The following is a 12576-nucleotide window of genomic DNA, read 5'->3' on the forward strand; positions in this document are numbered from 1 at the left end:
GGGGAAGGTGGCGCGGGCGAGTTCGGCGGCGCGGCCGGGCTCGCCGCCGTCCGCGACGATCTCCGAGGCGAGGAGGGAGGCCAGGTCGACGATGACCGGCGCGTCGAGCGCTCCGACCGCGGCGCCGGACCGCACCTCGGCCTCCGGCCAGCCGTGCGGCGTGAAGCGGCATATCCTCATCAGAACCCTCCGTAGATCGCGGCCGGCTGCCGGGCTTGTCGTGCCGCAGGTCTATGTGCGGGCGCGTTACTCCGTCATTAACGGCCACGGAGAACGGCCCGGTAACTACGCGCCCGTTGGATGGCTGCGATGTATCCGGTCGCTAGCCTGAGGAGCGAGATTTGAGTGTCAAGGCGATCGTGCAGCTCTATCCGGTCATTCCCGCCGAAGGCGGTGCCGCGGGGCGCGCCGCCCGCCGCCCGCTGGGCCGCGATCGGGACGAGTTCCAGAAGGTGATGCGCGACTGGGCGAGGATCGCCAAGGCCGCCGAGGACCTGGGCTACTGGGGCATCGCCGGGATCGAGCATCATTTCCATTCCGAGGGGTACGAGGTCGCCCCCTCGCCCGGCGTGGTGAACGCCTGGCTGGGAGCGCAGACGAGCCGCATCAACGTGGGCACCAACGGCTACGTGCTCGGCACCCAGGACGCGATCCGGGTGGCCGAGGAGTGCGCGATGCTCGACCACATGCTGGAGGGCCGGTTCTGGGCCGGGGTCAGCCGCGGCTACCAGTCGCGCTGGACCGACGTCCTCGGACAGCACCTGGGCACCCCGGCCACGCTGTCCGACGGCGGCTCGGCCGACCAGAAGAACCGCAGCATCTTCGAGGAGCAGGTCGAGCTGATGCTCAAGGCCTGGACCGAGGACTCCTTCGACTTCAAGGGCTCCAGGATCCAGGTGCCGTTCCCGTACGACACCGGCATCACCACCTATCCGGCCACGGACACCGCGTCGCTGATGGGCGCGCGGGACGAGGTCGACGAGAACGGCGCCATCCGGAAGATCTCGGTCACGCCGCCGCCGTACCAGCGGCCGCACCCGCCGGTGTTCGTGGCGTCGTCGAGCTCGGAGGAGTCGATCCGGTACTGCGCGCGCAACGGCTTCGTCGTCACCAGCTTCTCCCCCGCGGCGAAGACCGAGGAGTTCGCGAAGATCTACGCCGAGGAGGCCGCCAAGTCCGGCCACCCGGTGCCGCTCGGCGCGAACCAGGCTCCGGTGCGCTGGCCGCACATCACCGACTCCCCGGCAGCGTACGACCGGGCCCTGCGGGACTACGACGCGGACATCTTCGAGAACTTCTACGCGAAGTTCTTCAAGAAGAAGATGCCGGTGAACGGCGACGTCGTGCAGGCGGTCAAGGACTCCGGCCTGTTCCTCGGCGGCACCGTCGACCAGGCGAAGGCCCAGTTCGCCGCCGAATGGGAGCAGGTCCCGTACGAGTACTCCGTGCTGATCTGGCACTGGGCGCAGCAGCCGACCGACGACCTGATCCGCGAGATGGAGCTGATGGCCACCAAGGTCTACCCGGAGATCGGCGGCCTGGCCGGCCCCGAGGAGCGTCCGCGCGCGCAGTGGGCCACGACCTGAGCCGCCCCGCTCGCCGGCGCGCCTGCCGCGCGACGACGGCAGGCGCGCCGGGTAACGCCGTCCTGAGAACAACCGTTTGTACGTGTGACTGATGAGAAGTACGCAGGATCCGCGCGGCGCGAGGGCGCGCGGCGTCGGACCGTTCCGCGAAGGAGTCGCCGTGTTCGAGTTCTTCCCGGGCGACCACGTCCGGTCGTCGAGCGTGAACCTGGCCTTGATGGCCGGCGGCTCGCTCGCTGACCTGGGGCGCTGGCTAGGCCCGCTGCGCGATGCGCCGGGGGCCGACCTGGACGCCTGGGCCGCCGCCTGGGCCGGCATGGCGCACCAGCAGGAGGCGCTCGCCGCGGCCGACGCCGCGGCCGGCTATCTGGCGGCGGCCAGCCGGCGCTATCTGCGCGCGTCGGTGTACCACGCGGCCGGCCAGCGGCAGATCCCGCCGGGGCCGACCAAGTCGGAGAGTTACGCCGCCTCCCTGCAGGCCTTCGGGAACGCCCTGGACTGCGGGGTCCTGCCGCTGGTGCGCATCCACGTCGACTCCCCCGACGGCACGCTGCCCGGCTACCTGATCGCGCCGGACGCCTCCAGTCCTCGTCCGGTGGTCATCGTGTACGGGGGGCTCGACCTGACCAAGGAGATGCTCTACGCGACGGTGGGCGACACGTTCGCCCGGCGCGGCATCACCTGCCTGGTCATCGACACCCCCGGCACCGGGGAGCTGATCAGGCTGCGCGGCGTGCCGTCCCGCCCGGACTACGAGGTGCCGACGGCGGCGATCATCGACCATCTCCGGACCCGCCACGACGTGGACGCCCGGCACGTCGCCGTGCTCGGCGTCAGTTTCGGCGGCTACTACGCCGCCCGCTCGGCGGCGTTCGAGCCGAGAGTCTCGGCCTGCGTCTCCTGGGCGGGCAGCTGGGACTGCGGCGCGCTGTGGCGGCGGCGCTGGGACGAGGGCTCGGGCGAGGAGCCGACGCGGTGGTTCCTGCCCTGGGTGACGGGCACCGGCACGGTCCAGGAGGCGCTGGAGCGGCTGAAGCTGTGGACGCTCGCCGACGTCTGGCCACGGGTGCGGCAGCCGCTGCTGATCGTGCACGGCGAGGACGACCGGGAGATCCCGGTCGCGGACGCGCGCCGCGCCTTCGAGGCCGCGGGCTCGGCCGACAAGCGGCTGCGCGTCTTCACCCGCGAGGACGGCGGCGCCGAGCACATCCAGTCGGACGATCCCGGCCCCACCCTGGACCTGATCGCCGACTGGCTGTCGTCGCGCCTGCCGGCCCTGCCGGGGTCGCCGGTGCCGGCGTTCGCCTGAGACGCGCGGAAGCCGGGAGGGGGACATCCCCTCCCGGCTTCCGTGTGCCGCCGGACGGCTCAGCCGGCCGCAGGCCGCCAGAACGGCAGCGACGCCTCGTCGTTCAGCGGGACGAACTCGACCTCGACCCGCATCCCGATATGGACCTCGTCGACCTCGCAGCCGATCACGTTGCCCATGACGCGGGGGCCCTCGTCGAGCTCCACGATCGCGACCGCGTACGGCGTCCACTGGTTGAACGGGTAGGCGCCCTGCTGGCGCACCACCGAGAAGGTGTGCACGACGCCCTTGCCCGCCGTGGTCAGCCAGCCGGGCGTGTCACCGCACTCGACGCAGATCTGACGCGGGTAGAACTGGCGGTGGCCGCAGCCGGGACACTCCTGCACCAGCAGCTCTCCGCGGGTGGTGGCCTCCCAGTACGGGCGGCCGGCCGCGTCGAGCAGCGGGACCGGCCGGCCCTCCGTCGCGGGAGTGGTCACGTTCGTCATGCCTTGTCCTTTCCGAGTATCACGGTGCCCATCGCCGACAGCCAGCCGCCCGAGCCGCACGCGAGGGCGACCTCGGCGCCCTCGACCTGCGCGTCGCCGGCCTGACCCCGGAGCTGCCTGGTGGCCTCGATGAGCAGGAAGATGCCGCGCATGCCGGGGTGGCAGGAACTGAGGGCGCCGCCGTCGGTGTTGAGCGGGAGGCTGCCGCCGAGCTGGAGGGCGCCGGAGGCGGCGAACGGCCCGCCCTCGCCCTTCTTGCAGAAGCCCAGGTCCTCCAGCATGAGCAGCGCGGTGATGGTGAAGCTGTCGTAGAGCTGGACGGTGTCGACGTCGTCCGGGGTGAGGCCGGCCTGCGCGAACGCCTCCTTGCCGCTGCGCTCGGCCGCGGTACGCGTGTAGTCGGGCATCTGGCTGATGTTCCAGTGGGTCTGGGCCGATGCCGCGCCGAGAATGTGGACCGGGGGCTGGCGCAGGTCCCGGGCGCGCTCGGCGGTGGTGACGATCACCGCCCCGCCGCCGTCGGAGACGACGCAGCAGTCGAACAGGTGCAGCGGGTCGGCGATCATGCGGGAGTTGACGACGTCCTCGACCGTCAGCGGCTTGCGGTACTGGGCGTTGGGATTGAGCCCGGCGTGCGCGCGGCAGGCCACGGCGATCGCCGCCAACTGCTCGGAGGTGGTGCCGTACTCGTGCATGTGCCGCTGGGCGGCCATCGCGTACGCGCCGATCAGGGTGTTGCCCCAGGGTGACTCGTACTGCAGCGCGCCCGCGACCTGCTCACCCGGCTTCTTCGCGCCGAACCCGGGGTTGGTGCCCGACTTGGTGTAGAGGTCCGAGCCGTAGACGATGAGCACGTTCTCGCACAGCCCCGCCTCGATCGCGGCCTTCGCGTGCTGGATGTGCAGCTCGAAGCTGGAGCCGCCGACGGCGGTGCCGTCGAAGTAGCGGGGGTTGATGCCCAGGATCTCCGCCATGGTGCCGGCGTTGTCCGGCTGGGCGAAGTCGCCCTGGGCGCACATGAACCCGTCGATCTCGCTCTTCTTCAGGCCGCAGTCGGCCAGCGCCCGCTGGGTGGCGAGCACGTGGTGCCCGACCGCGTCCAGGTGGGGCGCTTTGGGGTAATCGCTCAGGCCGATGCCGGCGATCACGGGCGTACGGTCAGCCATGGATGTGATGTCTCCTCGGATACGCGAAGGGATGACGCGAAGGGTGACGCGAAGGGTGACGCGAAAGGGTGACGCGAAAGGGTGACGCGCCGCCTGCGGGCGGCGCGCCCGCGAGGTCAGGTCAGGGGGCGGGGCTCACGGGGCAGGCCCAGGATGCGCTCGGCCATGATGTTGCGCATGATCTCGTCGGTGCCGCCGGCGATGCGCCGTGAGGGCGCGCTGAGCGCGAGCTCGGCCCAGACGTAGGTGCCCCACTCGCCGGTGTCGGCCGTCATGCGCGGGCCGAGCACGCGGCCGGCCAGCTCGCCGATGGCGCGGACGTTCTCCGAGTCCATCAGCTTGATGATCGACGCCTCGGCCCCCGGCTCGCCGCGGCCGGAGGCGCGGGCGGCGGTCCACCGGATCACGTCCCGGCGGATCGCGATCCTCGCGAACTCCTGGCGGATGTGCGGGTCGCCGGCGAGGCCGAAGTGCTGGATGAGGCCGAGCAGCCGCTCGACCGGGTCCGTGGCGGGAGAGGCGGTGCGGTAGCCCATCGACGCGCGCTCGTTGCCGAGCGTGGTCATCGCCACCTTCCACCCGTCGCCGGGCTTGCCGAGCACGTGGCTGTCGGGGACGAAGACGTCGTCGACGAACACCTCGTTGAACGCCTCACCGCCGGTGAGCTGACGCAGCGGGCGGACCTCGACCCCCGGATCGTGCATGTCGACCATCAGCATGGTGAGCCCGGCGTGCTTGGGCGCGTCCGGGTCGGTGCGGACGAGCATCTCGCCGATGTCGCTGTAGTGGCCGCCGGAGGTCCACACCTTCTGCCCGGAGACCCGCCAGCCGTCGCCGTCGCGGACCCCCCTGCTCTTCACGCCCGCGAGGTCGGAGCCGGCCTCGGGCTCGGAGAAGAGCTGGCAGGCGATGAGGTCGCCCCGGTACAGCGGGCGCAGGTACCTCTCCTTCACCTCCGGCGTGCCCCAGGCGAGCAGCGTCGGCGCGACGATGTGGTGGCCGACGATGAAGCAGGCCTCCGACGGCAGCTCGTAGTCGGCCGCGACCTCGTCGAACAGCTCCTGGTAGCGCTGGGCCCGGCCGGCGCCGCCGTACTCGGGCGGGCCGGTGAGCCAGCCGAAGCCCGCGTCGAACAGTTCACGGCGGAAGGCCACCGCGGCCGCCACCATGCTCAGTTCCTCCTCGCGGGTCGGTTCGGCGCCCGCGCTCAGCTCGTCGGGGCCGTTGCCCCAGCCCTCCTCCCATTCCGGCAGGGGCTTGGCATGGGTGTCGAGAAAGGCCCGGACGGCGTCCTGGAACGCGGTCTCGTCCGGGGTCCGGCGCTGGTCGCTCACGATTGCTCCCGAAGCAGGCGGTGGAGCACCTTGCCGCTGGCGTTCTTGGGCAGGGTCTCGCTGTGGATGCGGATGTGGTCGGGGACCTTGTACTTGGCCAGGCGTTCACGGCAGAACGCCTGGAGTTCCTCCGGGGTGGCCTCGACGCCCCCGGCGAGCACGACGTGGGCGCGCACGGTCTCGCCCCAGTGCGGGTCGGGAACGCCGACGACGGCGCACTCCACCACCCCGGGATGGGCGAACAGGGTGGCCTCGATCTCCAGCGGGTAGACGTTCTCGCCACCCCGGATGATCATGTCGTCCTTGCGGCCGGCCAGGTAGAGGTAGCCGTCCTGGTCGAGGTAGCCGAGGTCGCCGCCCTTGAACCAGCCGTCGGAGATGACCTGGGCGGTCTTCTCCGGCTGTCCGTGGTATCCGCTCATCACCATGTCGCTGCGGGTGACGATCTCGCCGACCGTGCCCACCGGGACCTCCTCGCCGGCGGCGTCCCAGATCTGCAGGTCGATGTTGAAGCCGGGACGGCCGACCGACCTGAGGAGATGCGGATGGCCGTCGAGCGCGCGCAGATGGTCCTCGGGCGTGAGCACGGTCTGCATGCCCGCCTCGGTGCCGGCGCCGAAGCCGTTGTAGAAGTCGCACCGCATCATCGCCATGGCCTGGGTGAGCAGCTCGGGCGACATCGGCGCGGCCCCGTAGAAGACCGAGCGCAGCGTGGCGAAGTCGTCCGGCCGCACGTCCGGCTGCCGCAGCAGGGCGCTGATCATCGTGGGGACGAGGAACACGTCGGTGAGGCCCTGGCGGCACCACCGCAGCAGTTCTGCCGGGTCCCACTGAGGGACGATCAGGGACGCCGAGCCGCGGCAGATCGCGTTGAGCACCAGGCTGAGGCCGGCGACGTGGTAGAGCGGGGACGCCGAGTAGCGGAACTCGTCACGCAGGAAGCGGTACTCCAGGATCGCGTTGGAGACCATCGTCTTCCACATCCGGTGCGACTGCATGACGCCCTTGGGCAGCCCGGTCGTACCGCTGGTGTAGGCGAGCGCGACGATGTCCTCGTCGTCGACGAACGCCTCCCGGGGCGAGCCGGCGGCGCCGCGCCGGAGCACCTCGTCGAAGGACACCGTGCCCGCCGCGGCGCCGAAGCCGACGACGTGGTCGAGATGGTCCAGGTCGTCCCTGACGGCCAGGACGCCGTCCGCGTACCGGTCGCCGACGAACGCCCAGGACGCCTCGGCGCTCCGCAGCAGCGTCGTGATCTCCGCCGGGGACAGCCGGAAGTTGAGCGGGACGGCGACCGCGCCGAGCTTGAACAGGGCGAGGAAGGTCTCCACGTACTCCGGCGAGTCGGTGTCCAGGACGGCGACCCGCTCCCCCTGGGTCAGGCCCATCTCCTGCAGGCCGCGGGCGAGCCGGTGCACCCGGTCGCGCACCTCGGCGAAGGTGCGGGTGCCCGACCCGGTGACGAAGCAGGCCCGGTCCGGGGAGCGCTTGGCCGCCATGTCGATCCACTCGCCGATCTGGACCCTCGACAGGCGCCGGCCGGTGAGGGAGGCCGGGGAGGTGCGCTGGGCGGTGAGGGAGGCCGGGCGGGTGCGCTGGGCGGTCATCTCACTTCCCCAGCAGGTCCGCGAGCAGGGTCATCTCGGCCATGCTGTTCTCCGGCACCTGGTAGCCGGCGTCGTCGAAGATCTCGGTCAGGTGGTCGCGGACGTCCTCGGCGGTGAGCCGGCCGTTCAGGTAGCCGCGGGTGACGCCGATGAACACGCGCGCCACCCGGCCGCCGCCGGCGCTGAGGATCTCGCCGGAGAGCTCGCAGGAGTCGTGGCACAGGTAGCCCACCACCGCCGAGACCAGCGCGGGGTCCAGGTGGTCGGCGAGCGGGTTGTCGAAGCCCTCGGTCATGCGGGTCTGCGCCACCGGGCCGATCGCGTTCGCCTTGATGTCGTACTTGGCGCCCTCGATCGCGAGCACCTTGATCAGGCCTACCAGGGCGAGCTTCGCCGCGGCGTACGACGACTGGCCGAAGTTGCCGAAGAAGCCGGCCGACGACGAGGTCACCACGACCCGCCCGAACCCCTGCTCCCTGAAGCGCGCCCACGCCGGGCGGGTGACGTTGAACGCGCCCTTCAGGTGCACGTCGAGCACCGGGTCCACGTCGTCCGGGCTGGTGTTGTGGAAGGTCTTGTCACGCAGGATGCCCGCGTTGTTCACGACGATGTCCACCCTGCCGAACGCGGACAGCGCCGTCTCGATCACCGCCTGGCCGCCGGACAGGGTGGCGACCGAGTTCGTGTCGGCCACCGCGATGCCGCCGCGTTCCTCGATCTCCTTGACCACGATCGCCGCCCGGTCCCGCTCCACCCCGTCGCCGGACAGGGACGTCCCCATGTCGTTGACGACCACCCGCGCGCCGCGACGGCCCAGTTCGAGAGCGTGGGCGCGGCCGAGGCCGCCACCTGCTCCCGTGACCACGGCGACACGACCATCGAAGCTGAGATCCACGGCAGTTTCCTCCTTCTGGCGGCGGGCATACGCCGGCGTCGGCACCGTCCGCACTCTTGCGCGCGGGGAGTTACTGCGGTCGTTACGGCTCGCGCCGCTCATGCCCGGTGCACGCGGCCCTCCTACCGTCCTGGGGCATGAGCGGACTTCAGCAACTAGCCGACGCGACCGCGTCGTTCACCGGCCTCGCCGAGGAGCACGAGGACTTCCGGGAGAGCGTGCGGTCGTTCGTTGAGCACCTCTCACCGGAGACGCGGGTACGCCACCTCATGGAGGACGAACAGGGCCACGACCCGCGGGCCTGGCGCCAGATGGCCGATCAGCTCGGCCTCCAGGGTCTCGCCCTGCCCGAACGCTACGGCGGCTCGGGCGCGTCCTTCCTCGAACTCGGCGTGGTTCTGGAGGAGATGGGCCGCGCCGTGATGGGCGGGCCCTTCTTCTCCACCGTGGTCCTCGCCGCCAACGCGCTGCTGCACTCCGGCGACGAGCAGGCCAAGGACGACTTCCTGCCGGGGATCGCCGCCGGGGAGACGATCGCCACGGTGGCGATCGCCGAGCGCTCCGGGTCGTGGCGGGGCGGTGACGTCGAAGCACGCGCCGTCAAGGAGGACGGCATCTGGCGGCTGAGCGGCGTCAAGTCGTTCGTCCTGGACGGGCATGTCGCCGACCTGCTGCTGGTCTTCGCCCGGACCGGCGCCGGCCTGTCGCTGTTCGCGGTGTACGGGCAGGCCACGGGGGTGACCAGGACCCCGCTGCCGACGATGGACCAGACCCGCAAACAGGCGGTGCTGGAGTTCGACCGGAGCCCGGCCCGCCTCGTCGGCGCGGAGGGCGGCGCGGAGCCCCTGCTGGAGCGGGTGCTCGCCCTGGCCGCGGCGGGTCTGGCCGCCGAGCAGGTGGGCGGGGCCCAGCGATGCCTGGAGATGTCCGTCGAGTACGCGAAGGTGCGCACCCAGTTCGGGCGGCTGATCGGATCCTTCCAGGCGATCAAGCACAAGTGCGCCGACATGCTCATGGCGGTCGAGACGGCCCGGTCGGCGGCGCACTACGCGCTGTTCGCCGCCGGGGAGGACCTGCCGGAGCTGCCGGTGATCGCCAGTCTGGCCAAGGCGTACTGCTCGGAGGCGTACACGATGGTGGCGGCGGAGAACGTGCACGTCCACGGCGGCATCGGGTTCACCTGGGAGCATCCGGCGCACCTGTACGTCAAGCGGGCGATGTCGTCGGCGCTGCTGTTCGGCGACCCTGACGAGCATCGGGCCCGGTACGCGGACGGGGTGGGACTGTGAACACGCTCCCCGCCATCGCGCGCGACGACCTGCGCGGCGTCATGGCCTGCTTCGCGACCGGCGTCGCGGTGGTCACCGCGGCCCCGCCCGGCGGGCCGGCGGTCGGCATGGCGGTCAACTCGTTCGTGTCGGTGTCGCTGGATCCGCCGCTGGTGCTGTTCTGCGCGGCGCACACCTCGTCCACGTGGCCGGCGATCCGCGCCGCCGGGCACTTCTGCGCGAACGTGCTCGCGTCCGGCCAGGAGGAGCTGGCCCGCGCGTTCGCCCGCAAGGGCGACCGGTTCGCGGGCGTGGCGCACAGCCCCGGCATCACCGGCGCGCCCGTGCTGCGTGACGTGCACGCGCACGTCGAATGCAAGATCGTCGACACGATCGAGGCCGGCGACCACACGGTGGTCCTCGGCCGGGTGCTCGGACTCCACGCGAACACCGAGGCCACGCCGCTGCTGTTCTACCGCAGCGCCTACCGGCTCTTCTGACCCCCGCAACGTAGAGGAGGACGACGTGGTCGACGCGATCCGTCAGGCCGAATGGCATGCGCAGTTCCCCGAGGACTACCGATGGTCGTACAACGTCATGCTCGTGTACGCCGTGATCCCGGCCGGCGGCGCCGAGGTCGGCGAGATCGACCGCGTCTGCCGCAGGCTCGCCGGCCACGTGGGGGACGACGAGCGGTGGTTCCGCGAGTGGCGGGCCATGGGCGACCGGGTCCGGGCGCTCGCCGAGGACGCGGAGGCGCTCGGCGACCGCCGCGCCGCGGCGGGGCACTACCGGCGGGCGACGAGCTACTACTTCGCCGCCGAACGGTTCCGCTTCCCCAAGGACGACGAGGCGCTCGACGTCTACCGGGCGATGGTGGGCTGCTTCCGGCGGGCCGCCGAGCTCGACGACCGCTACCGGGTCGAGTACGTGGACGTCCCGTACGAGGACACCGCGCTGCCGGGCTTCTTCGTCTCCGCCGCGCGCTCGCCCGGCGAACGCGTGCCCGCCGTGCTGTTCATGAGCGGCTTCGACGGCAACAAGGAGCACAACTGGTTCCTCGGCGTCGAGGAGCTGCTCGCCCGCGGCGTCTCGGTGCTGTCGCTGGACAGTCCCGGTGTCGGCGAGGCCGTCCGCTTCCGCGGCGTCCACCTGCGGCACGACTACGAGGTCGCCGGCAGCGCGGCCGTCGACTGGCTGCTGGCCCGCGACGACGTGGACCCGGACGGGATCGGCGTGCTGGCGCTCAGCCTCGGCGGCTACTACTCCTCGCGCAGCGCGAGCATGGATCCGCGGTTCCGGGCGTGCGCCGCCTGGGGCGCGATCTGGGACTACCACCGCGTCTGGCGCGAGCGCGTCGAGGCGGCGTTCGCCAAGCAGCTCCCGGTGCCCGGCGACCACCTGGTCTGGTCCACCGGGACCGGTTCCACGCAGGAGGCGCTGAAGGTCCTGGAGGGCTTCCGGCTGGCCGACGTCGTGCCCCGGATGCGGGGCGCGTTCCTGCTGGTGCACGGCGAGGACGACCAGCAGGTGCCGGTGTCCGACGCGCACCTGCTCTTCGAGGCGTGCGGCTCGCCGGACAAGACGCTGCGGATCTTCACCGCCGAGGAGGGCGGCGCGCAGCACTGCCAGATGGACAACCTGTCCATCGCCGTGCCCGAGATCACCCGATGGCTGGCCGACAGGCTCGGCGCGGCCCCCTCGTCCCGATAACGACCGGCTTAACGGTCCGCCCCCTAGCGTGCCCCCACCGGCCCCAACACCCCCGCTGACCGCCACACTGGAGGAAGCTCACGATGTCCACCGGTAAACCTCGCCCGCTGATCTCGGTCGACTCCCATGTCGTGGAGCCGAAGGACCTCTGGCTCAAGCGGCTGCCGCAGCGCTTCCAGCACCAGGCCCCCCAGGTGGAGTCCACCGACCGGGGTGACTACTTCATCGTGCCGAACACCGGGATGGCCCCGAAGCCGGTCGGCACCGAGGGCGCGATGATCAACACGAAGATCAACGGCGTGATCACCAAGCCCACCGGCTACCGCTTCGAGGACCAGCGGCCCGGCGCCTACGATCCGGCCGCCCGCCTGGAGGACCAGGACAGCCAGGGCATCCGGGCCGAGGTCGTGTACCCGGGCTGGCTGATCGTGCACAGCATCCCGGACTTCGACCTCAAGGTCGCCTGCGTCCGCGCCTACAACGACTGGCTGTTCGAGGAGTTCTGCTCGTACGCCCCCGACCGGCTGATCGGCGCCGCGGCGCTCCCCGTCGGGCAGGGCCCGGTCGAGCCGGCGATCGAGGAGGCGCGGCGCTGGGCCGCGCGCGGCGCCAAGACCTTCCTGCTCCCTCAGGCCGTCCCCGGCATGGCCTGGGGCGACGCGCACTGGGAGCCGCTGTGGGCGGAGCTGGAGGAGATCGGCGTCCCCGTCGGGTTCCATCAGGCGGCCGGGCAGGTCGCCATCTTCAACGACAAGACCACGCCCGGCGTGTTCTGGACCACCGCCATCGGCAACAAGATCAGCCTCGGCTGGGTGTTCATGCAGCTCGTGTACGGGGCGGTGCCCGAGCGGCACCCGAACCTGCGGTTCATCCTCGTGGAGGGCGGCATCGGCTGGATCGCCTTCCAGCTCAACACGATGGACCACATGTTCACCGACCATCACCGCTGGACGGTCCCCGAGCTGTCGATGAAGCCCAGCGAGTACTTCAACCGCAACTTCTGGGCCACCTTCGAGGACGACCGCCCCGGCATCCTCACCCTGCCGATGCTCGACGAGAAGCGCCTGATGTGGGCCGGCGACTACCCGCACACCGAGGGCAACTTCCCCTTCGCCCAGGAGCAGGTCGCCCATGACTTCGAGGGCATCGACGAACCGGTCGTGGCCGCGATCACCCATGACAACGCGATCGACCTCTTCGGCCTCGACGT

Annotated in this window: 12 protein-coding genes; 6 read left to right on the forward strand and 6 right to left on the reverse strand. The window is 71.3% G+C overall.

Going from position 1 to position 12576, the window contains the following annotated elements; genetic code table 11:
• On the reverse strand, nt 1-180 hold a 180-nt coding region (locus tag OUY22_RS32165; RefSeq protein WP_270159023.1), incomplete at its 3' end, for a hypothetical protein.
• 161 nt (nt 181-341) lie between these two features.
• On the opposite strand from OUY22_RS32165, the gene OUY22_RS32170 reads away from it, so the two are divergent.
• Both OUY22_RS32170 and OUY22_RS32175 read left to right on the forward strand, forming a co-directional pair.
• The gene (locus OUY22_RS32170) at nt 342-1586 is read left to right on the forward strand and encodes an LLM class flavin-dependent oxidoreductase (RefSeq protein WP_270159024.1); all 1245 of its coding nucleotides are present in this window, start codon (nt 342-344) and stop codon (nt 1584-1586) included.
• 160 nt (nt 1587-1746) lie between these two features.
• The gene (locus tag OUY22_RS32175) at nt 1747-2895 is read left to right on the forward strand and encodes an alpha/beta hydrolase family protein (RefSeq protein ID WP_270159025.1); all 1149 of its coding nucleotides are present in this window, start codon (nt 1747-1749) and stop codon (nt 2893-2895) included.
• Nucleotides 2896-2954: 59 nt separating this feature from the next.
• Here the strand turns inward: OUY22_RS32175 and OUY22_RS32180 are convergent, their stop codons facing one another.
• From OUY22_RS32180 to OUY22_RS32200, 5 genes are all read right to left on the reverse strand, one after another.
• On the reverse strand, nt 2955-3383 hold the full coding sequence (locus OUY22_RS32180; protein ID WP_270159026.1) for a Zn-ribbon domain-containing OB-fold protein: 429 nt from the start codon (nt 3381-3383) through the stop codon (nt 2955-2957).
• Nucleotides 3380-4549: an acetyl-CoA acetyltransferase gene (locus OUY22_RS32185; RefSeq protein WP_270159027.1), complete on the reverse strand. Its 1170-nt coding sequence runs from the start codon at nt 4547-4549 to the stop codon at nt 3380-3382. The genes OUY22_RS32180 and OUY22_RS32185 overlap by 4 nt, the downstream gene beginning before the upstream one ends.
• Nucleotides 4550-4665: 116 nt before the next feature.
• Nucleotides 4666-5883, reverse strand: coding sequence for an acyl-CoA dehydrogenase family protein (locus OUY22_RS32190; protein WP_270159028.1), 1218 nt, complete (start codon nt 5881-5883; stop codon nt 4666-4668).
• Nucleotides 5880-7490, reverse strand: a complete 1611-nt coding sequence (locus tag OUY22_RS32195; RefSeq protein ID WP_270159029.1) for a class I adenylate-forming enzyme family protein — start codon at nt 7488-7490, stop codon at nt 5880-5882. Before OUY22_RS32195 ends, OUY22_RS32190 begins: the two co-directional genes overlap by 4 nt.
• A 1-nt stretch (nt 7491) precedes the next feature.
• Entirely contained in the window at nt 7492-8385 is an 894-nt protein-coding gene (locus OUY22_RS32200; protein WP_270159030.1) for an SDR family NAD(P)-dependent oxidoreductase, read from the reverse strand.
• Between the two features lie 137 nt (nt 8386-8522).
• Between OUY22_RS32200 and OUY22_RS32205 the strand changes: the two genes are divergently transcribed.
• The 4 genes from OUY22_RS32205 to OUY22_RS32220 form a co-directional block, all read left to right on the forward strand.
• The gene (locus OUY22_RS32205; protein WP_270159031.1) at nt 8523-9674 is read left to right on the forward strand and encodes an acyl-CoA dehydrogenase family protein; all 1152 of its coding nucleotides are present in this window, start codon (nt 8523-8525) and stop codon (nt 9672-9674) included.
• Nucleotides 9671-10153 (forward strand): flavin reductase family protein, encoded by a 483-nt coding sequence (locus OUY22_RS32210; RefSeq protein ID WP_270159032.1) that lies wholly within the window; start codon nt 9671-9673, stop codon nt 10151-10153. The genes OUY22_RS32205 and OUY22_RS32210 overlap by 4 nt, the downstream gene beginning before the upstream one ends.
• A gap of 25 nt (nt 10154-10178) precedes the next feature.
• On the forward strand, nt 10179-11366 hold the full coding sequence (locus tag OUY22_RS32215) for an alpha/beta hydrolase family protein (RefSeq protein ID WP_270159033.1): 1188 nt from the start codon (nt 10179-10181) through the stop codon (nt 11364-11366).
• An 83-nt stretch (nt 11367-11449) separates the two neighbouring features.
• The coding region (locus OUY22_RS32220; protein ID WP_270159034.1) for an amidohydrolase family protein at nt 11450-12576 on the forward strand (1127 nt) is incomplete at its 3' end.

It is taken from the genome of Nonomuraea corallina (assembly GCF_027620315.1).
GTDB lineage: Bacteria > Actinomycetota > Actinomycetes > Streptosporangiales > Streptosporangiaceae > Nonomuraea > Nonomuraea corallina.